Here is a 24558-nt window from a genome sequence, read left to right on the forward strand (position 1 = left end):
CTCCGGGGCCGGTTGTGTGGTCTGCTTCGCTTTACGTCCACACAACCGGCCCCTCCGGCCCGTCCCCTCCCGTTGGGGGGAAGTTAAGGGCGGTGGGGGTGTCCGTAATGCCTACGCGCGTGCAGCCAACAGATCAGGCCCGCCCCCGCTCAGCTCTTCCCCCCACTCACGGGAGGGGACAGACCGGAGGACGAAGTCTGTAGGGCTGTCACCGCACCCGAAAACACCACGCCCGCCGCTGGGGGTACCTCCCACGCCCTTTAGGCAGTGGGGGAGCAACGGCGAGCAAGACCCGCGGCGGGACAGACAAGTACGTGGTCGGCTACCCCGTGGACCCACGGGCCCGTACCGTGAAGTCATGACGAGCATCGGTGGAACCGAGATGGTCGACTGGAACCTCGCGGTCGCGACCGCGACCCGGTTCGTGCGGCCGGGCCCAGAGGTGAGCCGGGACGAGGCGCGGGCGATCGTCGCCGAGCTGCGCAAGCACGCCAAGGCGTCCGAGGCGCATGTGCGGGCGTTCACGCGGCTGGCGCAGCCGGACGCGCAGGGCGAGGTGCCGCACGACACGCCCGTCCTGGTCGTGGACCGGCCCGGCTGGGTCAAGGCGAACGTCGCCGGCTTCCGGGCCGTGCTCAAACCGTTGCTCGCCAAGATGGAGGACCGCCGTTCGACGGTCCCCGGGGGCGCGGTGCTGGGCGCGGTCGGCGGCAAGGTGACCGGCGTGGAGCTGGGGATGCTGCTGTCGTTCCTGGCGTCGCGGGTGCTCGGCCAGTACGAGACGTTCGCGCCGCCCGGCCGGGACCTGCCGGCCGGTGAGCAGGGCGGCCGGCTGCTGCTGGTCGCGCCGAACATCGTCCACGTGGAGCGTGAGCTCGAAGTGGAACCGCACGACTTCCGGCTGTGGGTGTGCCTGCACGAGGAGACGCACCGTACCCAGTTCACGGCCGTGCCGTGGCTGCGCGACCACATCGAGGGCGAGATCCAGTCGTTCCTCGGGGAGACCGACATCGATCCGGGCACCCTCCTCGAGCGGCTGCGGGAGGCCGCCCAGTCGCTGGCCGGTGCCCGGCCCGAGGGCGAGGAGGAAGAGGACGGCGGGCGCTCGATCGTCGATCTCGTCCAGACGCCGGCGCAGCGCGAGATCCTGGCGCGGCTGACCGCCGTGATGTCCCTCCTGGAGGGTCACGCGGATTTCGTGATGGACGGGGTGGGGCCGGACGTCGTGCCGTCGGTCGCCGAGATCCGGGAGAAGTTCCAGAAGCGGCGGGCCAGCGGTGCCGGGCGGCTCGACCAGGCGCTGCGTAAACTGCTCGGCCTGGACGCCAAGCTGCGGCAGTACCGCGACGGCGAGCGGTTCGTCCGCGCGGTCGTCGAGGAGGTCGGGATGGACGGTTTCAACCGGGTCTGGACGTCGCCGAACACCCTCCCCACCAAACAGGAGATCGCCAAACCGGCGGACTGGGTCGCGCGGGTGCACCGGAAGGCGGACGGGGCACCGTAGACGAACGTTGTGAGCTGGGCACACCGCGTGGCAGTAGAGCGCCCCTTCAATCACCCGTCTGAGGGACCGTTACCGATGGATAGGCGTGCAATGCTCGGGGAACCGCTCGCCTCTGTCACCATCTAGGCACTCTGTGTGACGAAAAGCCCTCACCGGCCCGAGGCACCCCAGCTGAACGATTGGAAACGGACATGGGTCCCCATCCAGCGGTCGCCGCGATACGCCTGGCGGTCCGCCGCGTACTCCACGACGTCCTCACCCACCACAGCGCACAGGACCGGCACGAGCCCCCGCTCGTGCTCGTCGCATGTTCCGGCGGCGCCGACTCGATGGCGCTCGCCTCCGCCCTCGCCTTCGAGGCGCCCAAGCTGGGCGTCCGGGCCGGGGGCGTGACCATCGACCACGGCCTCCAGGAGGGCTCCGATCTGCGCGCCGCCGAGGTCGCGCTGCGGCTGCGGGCCCTGCGCCTCGACCCGGTCGAGGTCGTCGCCGTCACCGTCGGCCGCGAGGGCGGCCCGGAAGCCGCCGCCCGTGACGCCCGGTACGCCGCCCTGGACGCCATCGCCGAGCGCCACGGCGCCGCCGCGGTCCTGCTCGGCCACACCCGCGACGACCAGGCCGAGACCGTGCTGCTCGGCCTCGCCCGCGGCTCCGGGACCCGTTCGCTCTCCGGTATGGCCGCCACCAGCGGCACCGGTGGCCGCTACCGCCGCCCCTTCCTGGACGTCGACCGCCAGACCGCCCGCAAGGCCTGCCTGATCCAGGCGCTGCCCGTCTGGGACGACCCACACAACTCCGACCCCGCGTACACCCGCTCCCGGCTGCGCCACGAGGGCCTGCCCGCCCTGGAGAAGGCGCTCGGCAAGGGCGTCGTCGAGGCGCTGGCCCGGACCGCCCAGCTCTCGCGTGACGACGCCGACGCCCTGGACGCCTGGGCGGCGGACGCCGAGGGCGCGGTCCTCGACGACGCCGGCGGCCTCGACGTCGCGGCCCTGTACGCGCTGCCCCCCGCGGTCCGCCGCCGGGTGCTGCGCCGGGCCGTGATCGGCGCCGGTTCCCCCGCCGGTTCGCTCTTCGCCCGCCACATCGAGGAAGTGGACCGGCTGATCACCGCATGGCGGGGCCAGGGCGCCATCAACCTCCCCGGGCGGGTCGGTGTTCGGCGGCAGGGTGGCAGACTGGTCATCCGGCAGGGCTGAGCCGCAGACGCTGCCTTGCATCTGAAGTCTCACGGCTGACGTGAACACCGAACCAAACGAGAGTGGCACGGGTGGACGACAAGGACATGGGCTCCGACCTTCAGTCGGTACTCATCAGCAAGGAAGAGATCGACGCGAAGCTGGCTGAGCTGGCCGCCAAGATCGACGCGGAGTACGCGGGCAAGGACCTGCTCATCGTCGGTGTCCTCAAGGGCGCGGTGATGGTGATGGCGGACCTGGCGCGCGCGCTGTCCACCCCCGTCACGATGGACTGGATGGCCGTGTCGTCGTACGGCGCGGGCACCCAGTCCTCCGGTGTGGTCCGCATCCTCAAGGACCTCGACACCGACATCAAGGGCAAGCACGTCCTGATCGTCGAGGACATCATCGATTCGGGCCTGACCCTGTCGTGGCTGCTGTCGAACCTCGGCTCGCGCGAGCCGGCCTCCCTGGAGGTCGTCACGCTGCTGCGCAAGCCGGAGGCGGCCAAGGTCGCCATCGACGTGAAGTGGATCGGCTTCGACATCCCCAACGAATTCGTCGTGGGGTACGGCCTGGACTACGCCGAGAAGTACCGGAACCTGCCGTTCGTCGGTACCCTCGCGCCCCAGGTCTACGGCGGCTGACGGCGGACTCGCGCCCGTCCGGCCGGTGTGCCGGGCGGGTCCCGGTGCAACTGGCGGGGCCGGGCGGGAACCCTTCGCGGCCGCCCGCCGTTGGAGCAGGGAGAGTGGAATCCCCGGCTGCATGTTCTCTGTCGGCGCAGGCGCCGGGTGACAATGCTGGGGTACCGTCCGAAGGCAGTTGTTTTTCGGGCCAGTAATACACCGTACGCACGACCAGCCCTCAGAGGGCGTTGTGCCTCACTGTGGCAGGAGGGACGGGGCCGTCAACGGCTCCGTATGGATGGACGTGAAGCGATACTTCCGTGGGCCGGTCATGTGGATCGTGCTGGCCGTCCTCGCCGTGGTCGTGTTGATGCAGGTCGTCGGCTCGTCCGGCGGTTACAAGACGGTGGACACCGGTCAGGTCGTCAAGGCGATCGCTGACAACAAGGTGAAGTCCGCCGAGCTGACCACCGGCGATGACAACAAGATCAAGGTCGAGCTGTCGGGCTCCAACAAGGTCGACGGCTCCAACAAGATCCAGGCGAGCTACATCGGCGACCAGGGCGTCGATCTGGCGAAGAACCTGCAGGCCAAGTACCAGACCGGCGAAATCAAGGACGGGTACACCGTCTCCCCGTCGAAGCAGAACCCGTTCATCAGCCTGCTGGTGACGCTGCTTCCCTTCATTCTGATTCCGATCGCCTTCCTGTTCCTGATAAACCAGATGCAGGGCGGCGGCTCCCGGGTGATGAACTTCGGGAAGTCGAAGGCGAAGCTCCTCACCAAGGACACCCCCAAGACGACCTTCGCGGACGTCGCGGGATCGGACGAGGCCGTCGAGGAACTCCACGAGATCAAGGAGTTCCTGCAGGAGCCGGCCAAGTTCCAGGCGGTCGGCGCCAAGATTCCCAAGGGCGTGCTGCTGTACGGCCCGCCCGGAACGGGCAAGACCCTGCTCGCGCGCGCCGTCGCCGGTGAGGCGGGCGTCCCGTTCTACTCGATCTCCGGCTCCGACTTCGTCGAGATGTTCGTCGGTGTCGGTGCCTCCCGGGTCCGTGACCTCTTCGAGCAGGCCAAGGCGAACGCCCCGGCGATCGTCTTCGTCGACGAGATCGACGCCGTCGGCCGGCACCGCGGTGCGGGCCTCGGCGGTGGCCACGACGAGCGCGAGCAGACCCTGAACCAGCTCCTCGTCGAGATGGACGGCTTCGACGTCAAGGGCGGTGTGATCCTGATCGCCGCGACGAACCGCCCGGACATCCTCGACCCGGCGCTGCTGCGCCCCGGCCGTTTCGACCGGCAGATCGCCGTCGACCGTCCGGACCTGCAGGGCCGCCTGGAGATCCTCAAGGTCCACCAGAAGGGCAAGCCGGTCGCCCCGGACGTCGACCTCTCGGCCGTCGCCAAGCGGACCCCCGGCTTCACCGGTGCCGATCTGTCGAACGTCCTGAACGAGGCCGCGCTGCTGACGGCCCGGAGCGACGAGAAGCTGATCAACAACCACTTCCTGGACGAGGCGATCGACCGCGTCGTGGCGGGCCCGCAGAAGCGGACCCGGATCATGTCCGAGAAGGAGAAGAAGATCACCGCGTACCACGAGGGCGGACACGCCCTGGTCGCGGCGGCCTCCCCGAACTCCGACCCGGTCCACAAGATCACGATCCTGTCCCGCGGCCGGGCCCTGGGCTACACCATGGTCCTGCCCGACGAGGACAAGTACTCCACCACCCGCAACGAGATGCTCGACCAGCTGGCGTACATGCTCGGCGGCCGCGCGGCGGAGGAGCTGGTCTTCCACGACCCGACCACCGGTGCCGCCAACGACATCGAGAAGGCCACCGCCACGGCCCGCGCGATGGTCACGCAGTACGGCATGACCGAGCGGCTCGGCGCGATCAAGTTCGGCACCGACAACTCCGAGCCCTTCCTGGGCCGTGAGATGGGTCACCAGCGCGACTACTCCGAAGAGGTCGCCGCGCTGGTCGACGAAGAGGTGAAGAAGCTGATCGAGACCGCGCACAACGAGGCGTGGGAGATCCTGGTCGAGAACCGCGACATCCTCGACAACCTCGTGCTGACCCTCCTGGAGAAGGAGACCCTCGGCAAGGAGGAGATCGCGGAGCTGTTCAAGCACGTGGTCAAGCGCCCGGCCCGCCCGGCGTGGACCGGTTCCTCGCGGCGTACGCCGTCCACCCGCCCGCCGGTGCTCTCGCCCAAGGAGCTGGCCCCGGCCAACGGCTCCGTGACGGCGGCCACCGTCTCCACGGAGAAGAAGGCGGAGGCCTCGGAGGAGCCGCGCCCGGAGAGCTGACCCGGGGGCCCACGGTCCCTGGAATACATGCCGCGCCCCCCAGGTTTAGCCTGGGGGGCGCGGCATGCCGCTACTCAACCGCGTTCGAGCGGGTGCAGAAGGAACGAGGCACATATGACGGACCCTGTGACGCTGGACGTCGACGGCACGATCGGTACGTTCGACGAGAAGCGGGCCGAGAACGCCGTCCGCGAGCTGCTGATCGCGGTGGGCGAGGACCCGGACCGCGAGGGTCTGCTGGAGACGCCGGCGCGGGTGGCACGGGCGTACAAGGAGATCTTCGCCGGACTCTGGCAGAAGCCGGAGGACGTGCTGACGACCACGTTCGACCTGGGCCACGACGAAATGGTGCTGGTCAAGGACATCGAGCTGGTGTCGAGCTGTGAGCACCACCTGGTCCCGTTCGTCGGGGTGGCGCACGTCGGCTACATCCCGTCCGCCGACGGCAAGATCACCGGTCTGTCGAAGCTGGCCCGCCTGGTGGACGTGTACGCCCGCCGCCCGCAGGTACAGGAGCGGCTGACCACGCAGATCGCGGACTCGCTGATGGAGATCCTGGAGCCGCGCGGCGTGATCGTCGTCATCGAGTGCGAGCACATGTGCATGACCATGCGCGGGGTGCGGAAGCCGGGCGCGAAGACGACGACCTCGGCCGTCCGCGGTCAGCTGCGCGACGCGGCGACCCGGGCCGAGGCGATGAGCCTGATACTGGCGCGCTGACGCCCGCGGGAAGGCGACGGGGCGGCGCACCGGCCGTCCCGCCGCACGGAAGACCCGCCATCGGGCCCGGCGCTGGGAGTCACGCCTTGAGGTGGTTGCCCAGCCATTCGAGGGCCGCCGGGATCTCGCGGCGCCAGGTGTTGAAGTTGTGGCCGCCGCTGTCGAGGATGATCGACGAGATGCGGGTGGGCGACTTGGTCTGCTCGATGAAGCGGAGCGTCTGCTTGTAGTTGGCCTCGCCCTGCTTGCTGCTGGTGACCAGGAGGTTCACCGGCGGCGCGGGCAGGTGCCGCTGACGCCACAGCAGGTTGTTCTCACGCTGCAGCCGCAGGTCGCCGCCGAAGAGGTCGCCGGTGGTGGCGTCCAGCGGGGCCTTGTACGCGCCGGAGAGGGCCACCGCGGTGGAGTACGCCTCCGGGTGGCGCATGGCCATCTTCAGGGCGCAGTAGCCGCCGGTGGAGTCGCCGATGACGCCCCAGCTCTTCGCCTCGCGCCCTATTCGGTAGTGCTCGGTGATATCGGCGCGCAGGTCCTTGGTGAAGAAGCTCTCGGTCTGCGGGCCGTTCGGTATGTCCACGCATTCGGTGTCCCGCGGCGGCGCCACGGTCGGCCGCATCATCACCAAGACGGTCGGCCGCATCCGGTGTTCCTTCAGCAGGCCGTGCTGGGTCTGCGGGAAATGCAGCTTTTTGTAGAGCGCCTCGGCGGTGCCCGGGTATCCGGTGAGTACCAGCGCCGCCGGGAATTGCTTCTTCGTGTATTTCTTCTGGAAGTACTGCGGCGGCAGATACACGAACGCGGGGCTGGCGATCTTGGAATGCTCGCCGCGGATGAGCACCTTGTCGATACGGCCGGCCGCGGAGGGCCGGGAGCCGTTCTGGACGCTGATGCGTTCGGTGCCCAGCATCTGCAGCTTGGTGCCGTTCGGGCCGGTCTGGTAATTCGTCACCACACCCGGTTCCTGCTCCTGGCCGAAGAGGTCGGCCCAGGAGGCGTAGAAGCCGAAGGAGTTGTTGGCGAACAGGCCGACCGCGGCGAAGAGGGAGAGCTGGGTCGCCAGCAGGAGCCCGACCCGGCCGAGGACGGCGCGCCAGTTCCCCTTGGAGAGGCGCGGCCAGAGCCAAACGGTGAGGATGAACAGTGCCACCGCGACGAGGACGGCAAGAAGCAGCACTTTCTTGCTGGTGAGACCCATGTGGTGCTTTCTTCCGGGCGGCCGGGTCATCCGTACCGCTGATGGAACCCCGAGCCCTGAAACGCCGTCATACAGGGCGCAAAAAGTCCAGATGCTGCGACTAGGCTCGCACGTCTTCTCGACCGGGGCGACGGGAAAGTGATGTCTGACAGGCTAGATGGCGAAAAGTCGGAGAAGGTTGCGTGGCGAACGCCACGCTGGCTCCGCGGCCCACGGCCCGAAGCGGTGCCCGGACTCATCGGTACGGCCGGTGCGGCCGTCGGCCTGTTGAACCTGGTCGCCGGGGTGTTCCCGCGCTTCCGGCACAGCCGGGTGCACGCCCTGGCCGAAGTCCTGCCGGGCGCGGTGAGTCCGCTGGCGGCCGCCGCGTCCATCGTCGTCGGCATCCTGCTGCTCCTTCTGGCCCACGGCCTCAAACGGCGTAAGCGGCGGGCCTGGGGAGCGGCGGTGGCGCTGCTTCCGGTGGGGATCGCCGCTCAGCTCGTGTACCGCCACTCCGTTTTCGGAGCGGTGCTCTCGACCGCGCTGCTGGGCTTCCTGGTGTGGCACCGGAAGGAATTCGCGGCGCTGCCCGACCCGCGCAGCCGCTGGAAGGCGCTGGCCAACTTCGTGGTCCTGGGCGGCGCGAGCTTCGCCATCGGCATGGTGATCGTCAGTTCCCACCCGGGCAAGACGGTCGGGTCACCGTCCTTCCTGCAACGCGCCGAGCACGTGCTGTTCGGCCTGTTCGGCTTCGAGGGCCCGATCGGCTACACGAACCAGGTCGACTACACCGTCGGCTACTCCCTCGGCGCGCTGGGCCTGCTGACCGTCGCCACCACCGCCTACCTCGCCTTCCGGCCCGAGCACCCGGCGGCCCGGCTGACCGACGAGGACGAGCAGCGGCTGCGCGAACTGCTGGCCCGGCACGGCAGCCGGGACTCGCTCGGCTACTTCGCGCTGCGCCGCGACAAGGGCGCGGTCTTCTCCCCGTCCGGCAAGGCCGCGGTCTGCTACCGGGTGATCTCCGGTGTGATGCTCGCCAGCGGCGACCCGATAGGCGACGTGGAGGCCTGGCCGGGCGCCATCGAGCGCTTCATGGAGGAGGCGCGGGCGCACTCCTGGACGCCGGCGGTGACCGGCTGCAGCGAGACCGGCGGGCAGGTGTGGACCCGGGAGACCGGGATGGACGCGCTGGAGCTCGGCGACGAGGCGATCGTGGACGTCGCCGACTTCACCCTCAGCGGCCGTGCGATGCGCAACGTACGCCAGATGGTCAAGCGGATCGAGCGCAACGGCTACCACACCCGGGTGCGGCGGGTCGCGGATCTGGAGCCGGAGGAGCTGGCGCGGATCCAGAAGGCGGCGGACGCCTGGCGGGACACCGACACCGAGCGCGGCTTCTCGATGGCGCTGGGCCGGATCGACGCGGTGGCGGACGGCGACGCGGTGATCGCCACCGCGCACCTGCCGGCCGCCGAGGGCGAGGAGCCGGGCCCGTACGGGGACCTGAAGGCCATGCAGCACTTCGTGCCGTGGGGCGACGACGGGATCTCGCTGGAGCTGATGCGGCGGGACCGCGGCGCCGACCCGGGGATGAACGAGCTGCTGATCGTCGCGGCCCTGCAGGCGGCGCCGGACCTCAAGATCAAGCAGGTGTCGCTGAACTTCGCGGTGTTCCGCTCCTCCCTGGAGCGCGGCGAGAAGCTCGGCGCGGGCCCGGTCCTGCGGATCTGGCGGGGGACGCTGATCTTCCTGTCCCGCTGGTACCAGATCGAGTCGCTCTACAAGTTCAACGACAAGTTCCAGCCCCGCTGGGAGCCCCGGTTCGTGGTCTTCCGCAACAGCCGGGACATTCCGCGGATCGGCCTGGCGACGCTGCAGGCCGAGGGCTATCTGGAGCTGCGGCTGCCGCGGCCGCTGCGCCGCCGGCCGGCCGAGCCGCGGCCGTGCGCGCACGACACCGGGACGGTGCGGGCCACGCAGGCGGTGGAACCGGCCGCCTGACCGGCGCGCCGGAGCGGGCCCGCGGCGGAGGAGGGCGGGCAGCCGGCGGTGGCAATCCGGCCGGTCGGCACACGGCCTACGCTGGTCCCATGAGTACCTTGCGTGGCCGGGTGGCCGGACTGCCGGACTGGGACCGCTGCGCGGTGATGGGCGTCGTGAACGTGACGCCCGATTCGTTCTCCGACGGCGGTGAGTGGTTCGACACCGAACTCGCCGTCAAACACGGCCTGGACCTGGTGGCGCAGGGCGCCGACCTGGTGGACGTGGGCGGCGAGTCGACCCGCCCGGGCGCGGCGCGGGTGGACGAGGCCGAGGAACTGCGGCGGGTCGTCCCGGTCGTACGGGAGCTGGCCGCGGCCGGTGTCGTGGTGTCCGTCGACACCATGCGCGCCTCGGTCGCCGAACAGGCGGTGCAGGCGGGGGCGCGGCTGGTCAACGACGTCAGCGGGGGCGCCGCCGACCCGGCGATGGTGCCGGCGGTGGCCGCGCACCACGTCCCGTTCGTCGTGATGCACTGGCGCGGCCAGTCCATCGACATGAACAACCGCGCCGTCTACGGGGACGTGGTCGCCGAGGTCGTCGACGAGCTCGGACGGGCCATGGAGCGCGCGGTGGCCGGCGGTATCGACCCGGACCGGATCGTCATCGATCCCGGCCTGGGCTTCGCCAAGCAGGCCGAGCACGACCTGGCCCTGATCGCCCGTCTGGAGCGGCTGCGGGCGCTGGGCCGGCCGTTGCTGGTGGCGGCATCGCGGAAACGGTTCCTGGGCAGGGTGCTGGCGGGGGGCGCGGCAGCGGCCCCGCCGCCGGCCCGGGAGCGGGACGCGGCGACCGCGGCGGTATCGGCGATGGTGGCGCGAGAGGGGGCCTGGGCGGTGCGGGTGCACGAGGTCAGGGCGAGCGCGGACGCGGTACGGGTGGCCCGTGCCGTGGAGGGCGCGGCGGCAGCGGCCACCGCGGCCGACCCGGACGCGGCCCCCGGGGCCGGCGGCCGGGAAGCGGGCGGGACGACGGCGACCACGACGGGAGCGGTGTGAGCGGCTTGGGCCCACGGACCGACATCGAGCTGGTCGAGCAGGCGAACACGACCCTGTACGAGACCATCGAGCGCGGCGATCACGAGGCACTGTCCGAGTTGTGGCTGGACGGCCAGGTGAGCGTGGTGCACCCCGGGTGGCCGGTGTTGCGCGGCCGTGGCGAGGTGCTCCGTTCGTACGCCCTGATCATGGCGAACACCGAGTACATCCAGTTCTTCCTGACGGACGTCGAGATCGACGTCATGGGGGACACCGCGCTGGTGACCTGCACCGAGAACATCCTCAGCGGCGGGCCGGCCGAGGACGACGGGTCGGTGGGGCCGCTGATCGGCCAGTTGGTCGTGGCCACGAACGTCTTCCGCCGCACGGAGGACGGCTGGCGGGTGTGGTCGCACCACGGATCGCCGGTGCTGGCGGACCGTGAGGACGACGAGGACGAGGACGACGAGGGGGAACCGGACGCGGGCGCCGTGTGAACGGGGCGGGCCGGTGGTGTGGCCTGCGGGTGAGCGCGGCGTGCCGGGGGTGTGTCCGGTGTGTGCCGGGGCGGTCGCCCGAGGTCACACGGGGTGTGAGCCTTGCCATGGCCGTCCGGACTTGCGCCGATTACCCGGTCCGGTGCCCGCGTCAGCGGTGGACGTCAGCCATATGGACGGGGGCGCACCCGTTCGAGCCAAGTGCGGCACGGGTAGGGGTGGGGCGCGGACCAGGGGGTAAGAGGCGCGCGGACGATCTCCCGGCCCGCGCGATGCGGCACGCCTAGCAGCAGGGACGGGGTCTTGTCCATAGCCCCCGTGGGCGAGGACTGTCGGTGCTCGAAGGTAGATTCGATGGCGGGGCAGTGTTGCCGGATCGCTCCGGCGCCTGCCCGGAACCGACGAACAGTGGCGCCAGAGGTGCCGTGGACCAGCTGGGAGTGATTCGCGTGGATCGTGTCGCGCTGCGTGGGCTGAAGGCCCGAGGCCACCACGGGGTGTTCCCGCGGGAGCGCGAGGAAGGCCAGACCTTCATCGTCGACCTGGTACTCGGTCTGGACACCCGCAAGGCAGCCGCCTCCGACGATCTCGCGAAGACCGTGCACTACGGCGTCGTGGCCGAGGAGGTGGTGGCCGTCGTGGAGGGCGAGCCCGTCGACCTCATCGAGACCCTGGCGGAGCGCATCGCCGACCAGTGCCTCAAGCACGCGGGCGTGCAGGAAGTGGAGGTGGTGGTGCACAAGCCGGACGCGCCGATCACCGTCCCCTTCGACGACGTGACCATCACCATCACTCGGAGTCGAGTACATGAACACCAGCAGTGACCCGACCGTACAGCCGGTGCCCGCCTCCGTCGTGGAGCAGGTGGACGCCGCCGATGTGACGCTCTCCAACCCCAAACACGCCGTGATCTCGCTGGGCAGCAACCTCGGCAACCGCCTGGAGACCCTCCAGGGCGCCGTCGACGCGCTGGAGGACACCCCCGGCCTGCGGGTCAAGGCGGTCTCCCCGGTGTACGAGACCGAGCCGTGGGGCGTGGCGCCTGGCAGTCAACCGTCGTACTTCAACGCCGTGGTGCTGATCAAGACGACCCTGCCGCCGGACTCCCTCCTGGAGCGCGGGCACGCCATCGAGGAGGCCTTCAAGCGGGTCCGCGACGAGCGCTGGGGGCCGCGCACCATCGACGTCGACATCGTGGCCTATCAGGGCGTCGTCTCCGACGACCCGCGGCTGACGCTGCCGCATCCGCGCGCCCATGAGCGGGCCTTCGTCCTGGCGCCGTGGCACGACATCGACCCGGAGGCGGAGGTCCCCGGGCGCGGCGCGGTGGCCGAACTCCTCTCGCTCATCGGCCGCACGGGCGTGCTGCCGCGCGCGGACCTGGAACTCCGGCTGCCGGAGTAGTCGTTGGACCGGAGTAGTTGTCGGGTCGGCGTGGTCGTTGGGCCGGAGTAGTTGTCGGGTCGGCGTGGTCGTTGGGATCTGCGTGGTCGTTGGGCCGGAGTGATCGTTGGGGCTGGCGTGGTCGTTGGACCGGGGTGATCGTTGGACCCTAGCGATGGTGACGGCGACGGCGACGGCGACGAGGACGGCCGTGGTGGCGGTAAGGGGCAGTACGGGTGCGAGGGGCGATCGCTCGGTGAAACAGCTACACATCAAGGTGCTCGTCGGGCTGTTCCTGGCAGCCGGGGTGCTGGCCTGGGGCGGCGCCCGGCTGTGGGACTCCTTCGGGACGCTCCCCAGCGTGCCGGTGGCCGCGCCGATCGTGCTGGCGTTCCTCGCCGCCGTACTGGCCGCCACCGCCTTCGAGCTGCGCGGACGGCTGCGGGCCCAGCGGGAGCGGCGGCCCGGTGCCAAGGGCGTCGATCCGCTGCTGGCCGCCCGCGCGGTGGTTTTCGGCCAGGCGAGCGCCCTGGTGGCCTCGCTGGTGGCCGGCCTGTACGGCGGGGTCGGCGTCTTCCTGCTGACCTCCGGCCTCGAGGTCGAACCGCGCCGGGACCAGGCGATCTACGCCGGTCTTTCGGTGCTCGCCGGAGCGGCCGTGGTGGCCGCCGCGATCTTCCTGGAGCGGGTCTGCAAGCTCCCGGACGACGAGGGCAACGGCGGGGCGGACGCGCGGGCCTGACCGCGTCAGTGACACCGGGCGGGGCCCGGTCTGCGCCAGCGAGACGCTGCGCGGGCCGGGCCCCGCGGCGTTGTCGGCGGGCGGCCCGGCGCGTCGGCCGCTGCCGCGGCCTGCCCCTACTGCGCTGCCGCTTCCTGCCCGCCGTGAACGGGGTGTTGCGGGTGGATGGCGATACGGGCTGGTGGGTGGCGGGGTCGGTGCGATTGTCAGTGGTCGGGTCTAGGGTCGGGACGGATCGAAAAGATGAGCGAACGGGTTGCGCCACGGCACAGGTGCTGTGCCGCGCGGTGCGCCCGGGTGAGGTGACCGGCGCGAGAGCCGACGGGGGTGGGGGACATGAGCGGCCGGGCGGGTGGGGCGCAGTGCCTGGAGGCGAACGACTGGGTGTGCGCTGAGTATCTGCGCACCCGCAGCCAGGAGTTGGTGGACGCCACGGTCCAGCACATCGGCATCACCACCGTGTCCGTGGCCCTCGGCCTGCTGCTCGCCTTCCCGCTGGCGCTGCTGGCGCGCCGCCGGCGGGCCGCGGCCGGGCCGGTCCTGGCGCTGACGACGGTGCTGTACACGATCCCCTCGCTGGCGATGTTCGCGCTGCTCACCCCGGTCTTCGGGGTCTCTGCGGCGGTGGTCGTGACGGGCCTGGTGCTCTATTCGCTGACCATCCTGGTGCGCAACATCCTCGCCGGTCTGCAGGCGGTGCCCGCCGGGGTGCGGGAGGCCGCCCGCGGGATGGGATACGGCCCGGTGCGCCTGCTGTTCGGCGTGGAACTCCCGCTGGCGATACCGGCTGTGGTGGCCGGCCTGCGGATCGCCACGGTCTCGACGGTGGCGGTGACGACCGTCGGCTCGGTCGTCGGCTACGGCGGTCTGGGCAATCTCATCGCCAGCGGAATGGCCGGCTTCTTCAAGGCCGAGGTGCTGACGGCCTCGGTGCTGTGCGTGCTGCTGGCGCTGGTCGCCGACGTCCTGCTGATGGCCCTTCAGTGGCTGCTGACGCCCTGGACCCGGGCCGGGGGCCGGGCCGGGGCGCAGGCCGGGGTGCGGAGCAGGGCGGTGGCATGGGCGCGCGGCCGGGGCCGTGCGGTGAAGGCGGTGGGCTGAGCGATGGGGGTGATCGCGGGGGCCTGGCAGTGGCTGACGACGGCCGCCAACTGGGCGGGCGAGAAGGGCGTGACGCACCGCCTCGCCGAGCACGTCCGGCTCAGCGCGGTCTGCCTGGCCCTGGCCTGCCTGATCGCCCTGCCGGTGGCGCTCTGGCTGGGGCACCTCGGCAAGGGCGGCGCGCTGGCGGTGAATCTCGCCAACATCGGCCGGGCGGTGCCGACGTACGCGGTCCTGGTGCTGCTGACGCTCAGTCCGCTGGGCCGGCACGGCGACTGGCCGACGGTCGTCGCGCTGGTGCTCTTCGCGGTGCCGCCGTTGCTGACCAACGCCTATCTCGGGATGCGGGAGGCGGACCGTGACGTGGTCGAGGCCGCGCGCGGTATGGGCATGTCCGGGCCGCAGGTGCTCTTCCGGGTCGAGATACCGCTCGCCTACCCACTGATCATGACGGGCCTGCGGTCGGCCACGGTCCAGGTGGTGGCGACCGCGACGCTGGCGGCGCTGGCCGGTGGCGGGGGCCTGGGCCGGATCATCACCGCCGGCTTCGGCAACTACGACACCGCACAGGTCGTCGCGGGCGCGCTGCTGGTGGCCGTCCTCGCCCTGGCCGTGGAGGGCGTCCTCGTCCTCGCCGAGCGGCTCCTCGACCCGATGCGGGGCGGCCGGCGAGCAACACGGCGGGCCTTGGCCCCGTCTCCGGCCTCAGCCTCGGCCCCGGCCTCGGCGGAGCTCATACCGACGGACTGACGGACTGATGGGCCGACGGACACGGGGCGACGGGCGGACGGACTGACCGACGACTGACCGACTGACCGACTGACGACTGGCGACTGACTGGAGGGGCACTCAGGTGGGATCGATGAGAGGCAACACGGCACGCGCGGCGCGCATCGCGGTGACCACACGTACGGCGCGTACCGCGGCGGCCGGACGTACGGCGCGTACCGCGGTGGTCGTGGGCGCGGTGGTGGCGGTGGCGGCCGGGCTGGCCGGGTGCGGTGGCCCGACCCTGGAGGAGAAGGGAGGCGGCGACGGCAAGGGCGGAAAGCGCGACGAGATCGTCATCGGCTCGGCGGGTTTCACCGAGTCCAAGGTGCTCGCCGAGATCTATTCCCGGCTCCTGCAGGACGCCGGTTACCGCACGCGAGTTCAGACCCTCGCCAATCGCGAGCTGTATGAACCGGCCCTGGAGAAGGGGCAGATCGACGTCGTTCCCGAATATGCCTCCACGCTCGCGGAATTCCTCAACGTGAAGAAGAACGGCAGCAAGGCGAAGCCGGTTGCGTCCGGCGACATCGGCAAGACGGTTGCGGCACTGAAGAAGCTCGCCGGGCCGCGCGGACTGAAGGTGCTGCCGGCAGGCCGTGCGACGGATCAGAACGCCTTCGCGGTGAGCAAGGAATTCGCCGCGCAGCACAAGCTCTCCACCCTCTCCGACCTCGGCGCATCGAAGCAGAAGATCACCCTCGCCTCGGGCGAGGAGTGCGAGACCCGGGTGTTCTGCAAGCCGGGCCTGGAGAAGACGTACGGCATCGACATCGCGGGCCTGGACCCCAAGGGAGTCGGGACGCCGCAGGCCAAGCAGGCGGTCAAGGACGGCACCGATCAGCTGGTGCTCACCACGACCACCGACGCCACGCTCGACAGCTTCGGACTGGTGCTCCTCAAGGACGACAAGCATCTGCAGAACGCGGACAATGTGCTGCCGGTGGTGAATGCCGGGAGCGCCGGGGAGAAGCGGATCGAGCGCGCCCTCGGGAAGCTCACCCGTGTCCTGACGACCGACGACTTGATCGACTTGAACCGCAAGGTGGATGCCGAGCGACTCAAGCCCGGGGATGTTGCGCAGTCATATGTGGAGTCCAAGGGACTCGTCCGGAAGTAACCAGCGGGAAACGGATTTGTGGGGTGGGCCCCATAGATCCCGCACGCACGGTAAGTTTCTGGCCATGCCACGAGGACGCCACCGCCATTCCCCACCCCTGCACCGGCTGCTTCCTCCCACGACGGTCGCCGGTGTGTCACTTGCCTGCGCCGCGGGCCCGTGGTTTGTCGGCGACGACCTGGTCCAACGCGTGCTCGCCGCGGGCGCGGCGGCCGCGGCCGTCACCGGTGCCGTCCTGCTGCGGACCTGGGACCGCAAGGCCGGCCGACGGGTCGCCGAACTCACCCGCGCCCGGGTGCGCGACGAGTGGCGCACCGAGGAGCGGATAGCCGAACTCGAAACCGACCTCGAGGAGTCCCGCGAGCTCCGCACCGCGCTCGACACCAAGCTCCGCGCCAAGCGCGCCGAACTGGCCCGGCTGCGCAGCGAACACGCCGCGCTGCTCCGCCGTTACGCCACCGCGGAGACCGAGCGGGCCAGCGCCCTGGAGGGCCGCCGGCTGCTCGCCATAGAGGCGTCGGTCCCGGCCCGGGCTCTCCCGGCCGCCACCGACGCCTCCGGGGCGCCCGCATCCGCAGGAACGGCGGCGGCCAAGGCTGCCCCTGATGCTGCGGCATCGGAACGCCGGGGACGGGGGGACCGTCAGACACCGGCGGACCGTCAGACACCGGCGGATCGCCGGGCCTCGGCGGACCGTGAGGCATCGGGCCGGCCGTCGGCGGACGGTCAGGCATCCGACCGGCCGTCGGGGGGCCCAGAGGCATCCGACCGGCCGGTGCCGGCCCCGACCCCCGCGGCGTACGCGCAGGCCGACCAGGCGCTCTGTCAGCTGGCCCGCAACGCCGCCCGGCAGCGCGCCGCCGCCGAGCAGACCACACAGCCCGCAGGGACCACACAGCCCGCACGGACCACACAGAACGCACGGCCCACGCAGCCCGCACCGGGCGACCAGGGTGGCAACACCGCACAGCGCACCCACACCGCACAGGACGGCCGCCCCGGCCAAAACGGGGACAACGGCCAGGACGGGGACAACGGCCAGGGGAATGGCCAGGCGGCCGCCGCACAGCGCACGGGCGGCGCACTCCCCGCCCGTACGGCCTCCGCCGCCGGACCCGCGCTCCGCCCGGTCCCGTCCGCCGCCGCGGTCACGCCGCCCCGTCCCACCGCCTCGCGCACCGTGGGCGGCTTCGACTTCTTCGGCAACGCGACCACCGCCCGCCCCCGTGAGCTGCCCGCGCCGCTGGAGGACGATCTGGCGGACGTCGTCGGCGACGAGGCCCTCGCCGAGCACTCGGCCCGGACGACGGCCCGCACGGCGCTCCCCGGGGCCCGTACGGAGGCCGGCGGTGAGCCGGAGGCCGGTGAGAAGCAGGAGGCCGGTGGTGGATCGGAGGCCGGTGCTGCGCCGGCCGCCGAGGGCGCGCCGGACGGCGTCCTGGCCGCGGACGGCGAGACGACCAGCGGCGTCGGCGAGGTCATCGACCTGACCGCCCACGACGAGACCGAACAGCTCGACGTCGGCGCCCTGCGGACCGCCATTTCCTGACCGCCGAATTCCGACTGGGCGGGTTCCTCGGCGGGTTCCCCACGGACTGCCCGACCGCCCGCCCGCACCACCTTGCACTCGGCCCCGAAGCCCAACCGGCCCCGAAGCCCAACGGACTTCGGGGCCGAGCGGTTTTCGGGGTCAGGCGGTTAACGAGTCGGCGCAGCGGTTTCGGAGCCGCCGGACGCGCGTTGTCCACAGGCTGTGGACAACATCTGCGACTCACGCCGACCCGATCTCCGCCGGCGTCTCGCTCGCGAGCTCACGCCGACGACCTCATGACTGCGTTCTCACGACTGCGTTCTCACGCCAGCGGTCTCACGTCGGCGCTCACTTGTCGATGTCGCCGACGACGAAGAACATCGAGCCGAGGATCGCGACCATGTCGGCGACCAGCGTCCCCGGCAGCAGCTCCACCAGCGCCTGGATGTTGTTGTACGACGCGGAACGCAGCTTCAGGCGGTACGGCGTCTTGTCGCCCTTGGAGACGAGGTAGTAGCCGTTGATGCCGAGGGGGTTCTCGGTCCAGGCGTACGTCGCGCCCTCGGGCGCCTTCAGCACCTTCGGCAGACGCTGGTTGATCGGCCCCGGCGGCAGCTCCGCGATCCGGTCCAGACAGACGTCCGCAAGGTCCAGGGAGTTGTGGCTCTGCTCCAGCAGGCACTCGAAACGAGCCAGGCAGTCGCCCTCCTCACGGGTGACCACCTTGAGCGTGGACGCCAGCTCCCCGTACGCGAGGTACGGCTCGTCGCGGCGCAGATCGAAGTCGACACCCGAGGCGCGGGCGATCGGCCCGGAGACGCCGTACGCATGCACTGTCTCCGGCGCGAGCACCCCGACGCCCCGCGTCCGGCCGCGGAAGATCTCGTTGCCCAGCACCAGGTTGTCGAAGACGTCCATACGGGAGCGCACATCCGCGACGGCCTGCCGGGCCCGGCCCAGCCAGCCGGCCGGCAGGTCCTCCTTGAGGCCGCCGACGCGGTTGAACATGTAGTGCATCCGGCCGCCGGAGATCTCCTCCATGACGGTCTGGAGCTCCTCGCGCTCACGGAACGCGTGGAAGACGGGGGTGATACCGCCCAGTTCGAGGGGGTACGAGCCGAGGAACATCAGGTGGTTCAGCACGCGGTTCAGCTCGGCCAGCAGCGTCCGCGTCCACACCGCGCGCTCGGGCACCTCCATGCCCAGCATCCGCTCGACGGCCAGCACCACACCCAGCTCGTTGGAGAACGCCGACAGCCAGTCGTGCCGGTTGGCGAGCATGATGATCTGGCGGTAGTCGCGGGCCTCGAAGAGCTTCTCGGCACCCCGGTGCATGTAGCCGATCACCGGCTCGGCGTGCTGGATCCGCTCGCCGTCCAGGACGAGGCGCAACCGCAGCACACCGTGCGTCGAGGGATGCTGCGGGCCGATGTTCAGCACCATGTCGGTGCTCTCCGCCGCGCCGCCGATGCCGACCGTCGTCTCCGTCATGGGAACAGTTTCGCAGCCCGCCACCCCGACGGACGCCCTGGGCCTGCGCCGTCCCACCCCTTGGAACGCGGGCGCAGCGTCCCGCCGGAACGCGGGCGCAGCATCGCCGCCGGAACGCCGGCGCAGGCTTCCGCCGGAACGCCGGCGCAGGCTCCCGCTCGAAATGCCGGCGCACGCTTCCGCCCGAACGCCTTTCATGCCGGGAGCCGCCTCACGGCTTGAGCAGCCCCGCGCACTCCCCGCCCACCGGCTCCACGAGCCAGCCGAAGCCGCCGAGGCCCGCCGGATCGGTCAGTTCCGCCGCCGCGCCGGCCGTACCGAGCGCCCGGATGTACGCGGCCGGGTCGGTGGACGCCAGGGAGAGCGGCGGACGGCGGCCGTCCACCCCCAGCGCGTGCAGCGCCTCGCGCTGGCTCAGCAGCTCGGCGGACGGCCCGGCGCACGCGTCCAGCGCCACATGCGCCGTGATGTCGCAGCTGCCGTCAGGGACGGGGCGCACCTCGCGGCCGTCACGGAAACCGGTGAGGGTGCCGAAGAGCGGGCGGTCCTCGCGTCCGTGCGCGTAGTCGACGGCGACCGCGAGCCCGGCGCGCAGCGTACCGACGGCCCGCGCCCACGCCTCGTCCCGAGGACGCCCGACCTCCGCCCGGAGCCCGGGGGAGGGCGCGGTACGGCCGGCGGGCGCGGGCGCCACCGGGACCAGCGGCGGCGACCACCAGCGGCGCAGCCACTCCGCGTCGGCGCCGTCGACCGGCTCGCCCAGCCGCTCGGTGCCGTCCGTGCGGACCAGCACCCGGCGGGCCACCCCGTCCCCGTCCGTCTCGACGACGTCCACCGGCACGTTGTCGAGCCACTCGTTCGCGAACAGCAGCCCGGTGACCGAGCCCGGCGCCGGCAGCTCGCCCAGCCAGTCGATCCGCGGGTCCAGCCCCCGGGGGCGCGCGGCCCGCTCGACGGCGTACGGGCGGAGCCGGGCGGCCACCTCGTCCGGCAACGCGGCCAGCACCCCCGTCAGCAGCTCACCGCGGCCCGCGCCCACGTCGACCAGCGCCAGCTCCTCCGGACGGCCCAGCGCGGTGTCCACCCGGCGCAGAAGCCCGGCGACGGCCCCGGCGTACAGCGGCGAAACATGCACCGACGTGCGGAAATGGCCGGCCGGGCCGGGGCCACCGGGCCGCGTGTAGAAGCCGCCGTCCGCGCCGTACAGCGCCCGCTCGGTCGCCTCCCGCCAGCCGCACCACTCATTCGTCACCACACCACGGTACGGGCGGGGGCGCCGGGTCGAACCACGGGTTGATGTGCAGGCCGTCCCCTGGTCCGACACATTTGACGCATAGGGTCTCCACCTTGGGGAGTAGAGCTGACGTAGAGGATCGCCCCTCCGGTTGACTCGTACACCTTTCCGCTCTGCCTACGCTGGGTGACGTGCAGCGCCTCTATGACTTCCTCCGCAGGCACCCGACGGGAGTGGACACCTTCTGGGCCGTCCTTCTCCTCGGGTTCACCAGCCTGTGGGTCGTCGGCGACATGCTCAGCGGCTCACCCCATATCGTCGCCGCGATCCTCACGGTCGGCCTCTGCCTCGTCGTGGCGCTGCGCCGCAAGGCCCCCGTGAAGATGCTGCTGCTGACGGCCGCCATCGGCGTCTGTCAATTGATCTTCAACCTCCCGCCCTACCCCGGCGACTTCGCGATGTTCGTGATCACGTACACCGTCGCCTCCGGCACCTCCACCGCCCGCTGGGCCTCCCGCTGCGCCCTCGTCGGCGCCCTGATCGGCCCGGCCCTGTCCCTGGGGCGCTTCGGGGAGGGGTCGGAGCACCGGCAGCTGTGGGAAATGCTGTTCTTCACGACGCTGCTCACCGTCCCCTTCGTACTGGCCTGGGTCCTCGGCGACTCCATGCGCACCCGCCGCGCCTACTGGGCCCAGCTGGAGGAGAAGGCCGCCCGGCTGGAGAAGGAGCGCGAGACCCAGGCCCGTATCGCGGTCGCCGCCGAGCGCGCCCGGATCGCCCGTGAACTGCACGACGTCGTCGCCCACAACGTCTCCGTCATGGTCGTCCAGGCCGACGGCGCCGCCTACGTCCTCGACGCCGCACCCGAACAGACCCGGCAGGCCCTGGAAACGATCTCCGGCACCGGCCGCCAGGCGCTGGCCGAGATGCGCCGCCTGCTGGGCGTGCTGCGCACCGGCGAACAGTCCGAAGGCGGCGAATACGTCCCCCAGCCCGGCGTCGAACAGCTCACCGACCTCATCGACCAGGTCCGCGGCACCGGACTGCCCGTCGACTTCCGGGTCGAGGGCGAACCGCGCCCGCTGCCCAGCAGTGTCGAACTGACCGCCTACCGCATCGTCCAGGAAGCGCTCACCAACACCCGCAAACACGGCGGCCCCGACGTCCGCGCCACCGTCCGCCTCTCCTACCAGGACGACGACCTCGAACTGCTCGTCGAGGACGACGGCCGCGGTGCGCAGCACGAGCTCTACGAATCGGGTGGCGCGGACGGCCTCGGCCACGGCCTGATCGGCATGCGGGAACGGGTCGGCATGGTCGGCGGCAACCTGATAGCCGGCCCGCGCCCGGGCGGCGGATTCCGCGTCAGCGCCGTACTCCCCCTGAAACCGGGCCGGTGAGGCATGTGAGGGTGAGGCATGGGTTGTGGTGACGCGTGGGATGCGGTGAGGCATGGGATGCGGTGAGGCATGCGTTGTGGTGATGCGGTGACGCTTGGGAGGTGGTGAGCCGAGCCGAGCAGGTCATCTGCCGGCAGCCCGCCCAGCCCGACCCGTCCAGCCCACTCGATCTCCTTCTCCTTGACCTGGCCGATTCCCCTTGACCTGGCCGATCTCCTCGACCGCTCGACCGCTTGACCGCTCCTCCGCCTCGCCCCGCCCGATCCACTCGCCCGAACGGCCCGTTGGCTCGCCCGCTCCGTCCATTCGCCACGAAGGGAACTCCTTGACCATGACCATCCGCGTGATGCTCGTCGACGACCAGGTGCTGCTGCGCACCGGGTTCCGGATGGTGCTGGCGGCCCAGCCCGATATGGAGGTCGTCGCGGAGGCGGGTAACGGCGCCGAGGCGCTGGAGGTCCTGCGGGCGACCAAGGTCGATGTGATCCTCATGGACGTCCGGATGCCGCACCTGGACGGGGTCGAAGCCACCCGCCGGATCTGCGAGGGCGGACAGAAGGAGGACGCCCCCAAGGTGCTCATCCTGACCACCTTCGACCTGGACGAGTACGCCTTCTCCGCGCTGAAGGCCGGGGCCAGCGGATTCATGCTCAAGGACGTGCCGCCCGGCGAACTGCTCGCGGCGATCCGCGCGGTGCAGAGCGGCGACGCCGTCGTCGCACCGTCCACCACCCGCCGGCTCCTCGACCGCTTCACGCCCATGCTGCCCGCGACGTCCGGCGAGCCCAGCCGCCCCGAGCTGGAGCGGCTCACGGACCGCGAGCGCGAGGTGCTGCTGCTGGTCGCCCAGGGACTGTCCAACGGCGAGATCGCGGCCCGGCTGGTGCTGTCCGAGGCCACGGTCAAGACGCATGTGGGCCGGATACTGACGAAGCTGAGCCTCCGGGACCGGGTCCAGGCGGTGGTGCTGGCATACGAGACGGGCCTGGTACGGGCCGGAGGGACGGGGGCGTAGCGGTCGGCCGGGGGGTAGGGGGAGCGGCGCAGGGGCGGGCGGCAACGTAGGGCAGGGTGGCGCCGGCGCGTGAGAGGCGGGGGCTGGTGCCGGGGCGGGCTCAGCGCAGTACGCCCTCCAGGAAGTCGCTGCCCAGCCGGGCCACCACCTGGAGGTCCAGCTGGTGCAGTACGTAGCGCCCACGGCGCCGCGTCTGGATCAGCCCGGCCTTCTTCAAGAGCGTGATGTGCCGCGACACCTCTGGCGAGGTGATGCCGTACGCGTTCGCCAGCTCCCCCGTCGTATGCGGCCCCCGGGCCAGCGTGCGGCACAGCTGCATCCGCATCGGATGCCCCAGCGCCTCCAGCCGCTGCTGGACGAGTTCGAGCGTGGTCGGCGCCGGCAACTCGGGGCTGGCGACCGGGTACTGGACCACCGGACGCCAGCCCGGGGCGTGGCTGACCAGCAGATGCGGCCAGCCGAACGACGTCGGCAGGAACGTGACACCGGGATCCCCGGGGCTCGCGAACGCCGTCGTACGGCCCCTCGCCAGCTTGTCCACCACGATGCGGAGGCCGCCGTTGCCGTCCTGCGCCTCGTCCAGCGACAGCGCGGTCGAGGTCGCGGGCAGCGTCTCGGCCAGGCCCTTGTGCCGCAGCAGTTCGGTCTTGTGCCGGGCGTCGGCCGCCAACTGGATGCCGACCCGGCGCCAGATGTCCCCGAAGAACGCGTCCTCGCAGTCCTCCAACAGGCGGCGCAGCCAGACCCGCAGGCCGTCGGGGTCGGTGAGCATCCGGTCGGTGAAGGCCGCCTGTCGCGGACCGCGCGCGGCGGCCATCTCCCGTACCCGCGCCCGTTCTTCGGCATCGACCAGCGGCGAGGGCGTGCAGCGGGTGTAGGTCGTCGAGCAGGAGATCTCGAACGCGGCGGCCACGAACCGCTCGTCGTCGATCTTGTCCAGCTCGTCCAGTTCCTCGGCCAGCGACGATCCGGGGCGGGCCGGCAGCAGGATGTCGGAACGGGAGGACCGCCACAGGAAGTCCGCCTCGCACAGCCGGTCGGCGAGGTCGGTCTTCAGGGCCGCGTTGGTGGCGGTGACCCAGCCGTGCAGCCCGGGGTGGTGCCCCGGCTCCGACAGCGCGTGCAGCGCGGCGCCCAACTCCGCGAGGGGAGAGGGGGCGAAGACGATGCGCTCCGGGGGCAGCCCGGTGATGTCGATGACGTTGGCCATACGCCCATCATGCGCGAGCCCGCGACCTGCACGGTCGTCGATTGACGGCTCCCGTCAATCGACGCGCCACGGGAGGAGCGTCCGTTCCAGAGTGACGGCATGAACGCCAACCAGCAGCACCTTCTCGACGCCTACCGAGCCGCCCAACGAGCCGAGCCCGCCCCGCCCCTGCCCGGCACCCACACCGTCCGCACCGTGAACGAAATCCGTTGGTGGCGACGCTTCCGACGAGTAACGCGAGGGGCCTCGGACGCGGAACGGGGCGGGGGCCGGGGCGCGGGCCAGGACGCCGGGCGAGCCGCCGAGCGGGCTGCCGAGCGGGCAGCTCGGGTGGGGAGTTGACGGGAGGCGGGAGGCGGGAGGCGGGTGGGAGGAGGGAGGTGGAGCGGGGGTGGAGGCGGGGTGAGTGGGGGCGGGGAGCGGGGGCGGCGGGCCGAAGGGCGGTGCGGGAGACTCACGGTGGGTCGGTCCGGCCTCGTTCGAACCCGCCGCGGAACCTGGCTCGGCGACACATCAGGCGCTGCCGA

21 protein-coding genes are annotated in these 24558 nt (G+C 71.4%); 17 read left to right on the forward strand and 4 right to left on the reverse strand.

Annotated features, from left to right (window positions below):
• Nucleotides 1-358 precede the first annotated feature (358 nt).
• From ACFV1J_RS33550 to folE, 5 genes are all read left to right on the forward strand, one after another.
• The gene (locus ACFV1J_RS33550; RefSeq protein ID WP_385864517.1) at nt 359-1504 is read left to right on the forward strand and encodes a zinc-dependent metalloprotease; all 1146 of its coding nucleotides are present in this window, start codon (nt 359-361) and stop codon (nt 1502-1504) included.
• 191 nt (nt 1505-1695) lie between these two features.
• Complete coding sequence (tilS, locus tag ACFV1J_RS33555; RefSeq protein ID WP_385864519.1) at nt 1696-2703, forward strand: tRNA lysidine(34) synthetase TilS; 1008 nt, start codon at nt 1696-1698, stop codon at nt 2701-2703.
• 86 nt (nt 2704-2789) lie between these two features.
• On the forward strand, nt 2790-3329 hold the full coding sequence (gene hpt, locus ACFV1J_RS33560; protein WP_030414979.1) for a hypoxanthine phosphoribosyltransferase: 540 nt from the start codon (nt 2790-2792) through the stop codon (nt 3327-3329).
• 280 nt (nt 3330-3609) lie between these two features.
• Nucleotides 3610-5622, forward strand: coding sequence for an ATP-dependent zinc metalloprotease FtsH (ftsH, locus tag ACFV1J_RS33565; protein ID WP_385864521.1), 2013 nt, complete (start codon nt 3610-3612; stop codon nt 5620-5622).
• 114 nt (nt 5623-5736) lie between these two features.
• Nucleotides 5737-6342, forward strand: coding sequence for a GTP cyclohydrolase I FolE (folE, locus tag ACFV1J_RS33570; protein WP_362833620.1), 606 nt, complete (start codon nt 5737-5739; stop codon nt 6340-6342).
• 79 nt (nt 6343-6421) lie between these two features.
• On the opposite strand, the gene ACFV1J_RS33575 is transcribed toward folE, so the two are convergent.
• The gene (locus tag ACFV1J_RS33575; protein WP_385864523.1) at nt 6422-7537 is read right to left on the reverse strand and encodes an alpha/beta hydrolase; all 1116 of its coding nucleotides are present in this window, start codon (nt 7535-7537) and stop codon (nt 6422-6424) included.
• A 141-nt stretch (nt 7538-7678) separates the two neighbouring features.
• On the opposite strand from ACFV1J_RS33575, the gene ACFV1J_RS33580 reads away from it, so the two are divergent.
• The 10 genes from ACFV1J_RS33580 to ACFV1J_RS33625 all read left to right on the forward strand — a co-directional run bounded on the left by ACFV1J_RS33580 (nt 7679) and on the right by ACFV1J_RS33625 (nt 17699).
• A complete protein-coding gene (locus ACFV1J_RS33580; protein ID WP_385864525.1) occupies nt 7679-9523 on the forward strand; it encodes a phosphatidylglycerol lysyltransferase domain-containing protein in 1845 nt (614 codons plus the stop codon).
• 89 nt (nt 9524-9612) lie between these two features.
• A complete protein-coding gene (gene folP, locus ACFV1J_RS33585) occupies nt 9613-10560 on the forward strand; it encodes a dihydropteroate synthase (protein WP_385864526.1) in 948 nt (315 codons plus the stop codon).
• Between the two features lie 5 nt (nt 10561-10565).
• Complete coding sequence (locus ACFV1J_RS33590) at nt 10566-11036, forward strand: nuclear transport factor 2 family protein (protein ID WP_385864577.1); 471 nt, start codon at nt 10566-10568, stop codon at nt 11034-11036.
• Nucleotides 11037-11485: 449 nt separating this feature from the next.
• Complete coding sequence (gene folB, locus ACFV1J_RS33595) at nt 11486-11860, forward strand: dihydroneopterin aldolase (protein ID WP_385864579.1); 375 nt, start codon at nt 11486-11488, stop codon at nt 11858-11860.
• Nucleotides 11844-12440, forward strand: coding sequence for a 2-amino-4-hydroxy-6-hydroxymethyldihydropteridine diphosphokinase (gene folK / locus ACFV1J_RS33600; RefSeq protein ID WP_385864528.1), 597 nt, complete (start codon nt 11844-11846; stop codon nt 12438-12440). The genes folB and folK overlap by 17 nt, the downstream gene beginning before the upstream one ends.
• 235 nt (nt 12441-12675) lie before the next feature.
• Complete coding sequence (locus ACFV1J_RS33605) at nt 12676-13161, forward strand: DUF3180 domain-containing protein (protein WP_385864530.1); 486 nt, start codon at nt 12676-12678, stop codon at nt 13159-13161.
• Between the two features lie 336 nt (nt 13162-13497).
• A complete protein-coding gene (locus ACFV1J_RS33610) occupies nt 13498-14262 on the forward strand; it encodes an ABC transporter permease (RefSeq protein ID WP_385864533.1) in 765 nt (254 codons plus the stop codon).
• Nucleotides 14263-14265: 3 nt separating this feature from the next.
• Nucleotides 14266-15012: an ABC transporter permease gene (locus ACFV1J_RS33615; RefSeq protein WP_385864536.1), complete on the forward strand. Its 747-nt coding sequence runs from the start codon at nt 14266-14268 to the stop codon at nt 15010-15012.
• A gap of 112 nt (nt 15013-15124) precedes the next feature.
• Nucleotides 15125-16150, forward strand: a complete 1026-nt coding sequence (locus ACFV1J_RS33620) for an ABC transporter substrate-binding protein (protein ID WP_385864537.1) — start codon at nt 15125-15127, stop codon at nt 16148-16150.
• Between the two features lie 133 nt (nt 16151-16283).
• Complete coding sequence (locus tag ACFV1J_RS33625) at nt 16284-17699, forward strand: hypothetical protein (RefSeq protein WP_385864538.1); 1416 nt, start codon at nt 16284-16286, stop codon at nt 17697-17699.
• 330 nt (nt 17700-18029) lie between these two features.
• Here the strand turns inward: ACFV1J_RS33625 and ACFV1J_RS33630 are convergent, their stop codons facing one another.
• Both ACFV1J_RS33630 and ACFV1J_RS33635 read right to left on the reverse strand, forming a co-directional pair.
• Nucleotides 18030-19172, reverse strand: a complete 1143-nt coding sequence (locus ACFV1J_RS33630; RefSeq protein ID WP_385864540.1) for an NADH-quinone oxidoreductase subunit D — start codon at nt 19170-19172, stop codon at nt 18030-18032.
• Between the two features lie 211 nt (nt 19173-19383).
• Entirely contained in the window at nt 19384-20424 is a 1041-nt protein-coding gene (locus ACFV1J_RS33635; RefSeq protein ID WP_385864542.1) for an SAM-dependent methyltransferase, read from the reverse strand.
• Nucleotides 20425-20597: 173 nt separating this feature from the next.
• Between ACFV1J_RS33635 and ACFV1J_RS33640 the strand changes: the two genes are divergently transcribed.
• Both ACFV1J_RS33640 and ACFV1J_RS33645 read left to right on the forward strand, forming a co-directional pair.
• Nucleotides 20598-21806: a sensor histidine kinase gene (locus ACFV1J_RS33640; RefSeq protein WP_385864544.1), complete on the forward strand. Its 1209-nt coding sequence runs from the start codon at nt 20598-20600 to the stop codon at nt 21804-21806.
• A gap of 331 nt (nt 21807-22137) precedes the next feature.
• The gene (locus ACFV1J_RS33645) at nt 22138-22821 is read left to right on the forward strand and encodes a response regulator (RefSeq protein ID WP_385864546.1); all 684 of its coding nucleotides are present in this window, start codon (nt 22138-22140) and stop codon (nt 22819-22821) included.
• Between the two features lie 100 nt (nt 22822-22921).
• On the opposite strand, the gene ACFV1J_RS33650 is transcribed toward ACFV1J_RS33645, so the two are convergent.
• A complete protein-coding gene (locus ACFV1J_RS33650; RefSeq protein ID WP_385864548.1) occupies nt 22922-24031 on the reverse strand; it encodes a DUF5937 family protein in 1110 nt (369 codons plus the stop codon).
• Nucleotides 24032-24558: the final 527 nt, after the last annotated feature.

The organism is Streptomyces sp. NPDC059649, assembly GCF_042734445.1.
Taxonomy (GTDB): Bacteria; Actinomycetota; Actinomycetes; order Streptomycetales; family Streptomycetaceae; genus Streptomyces.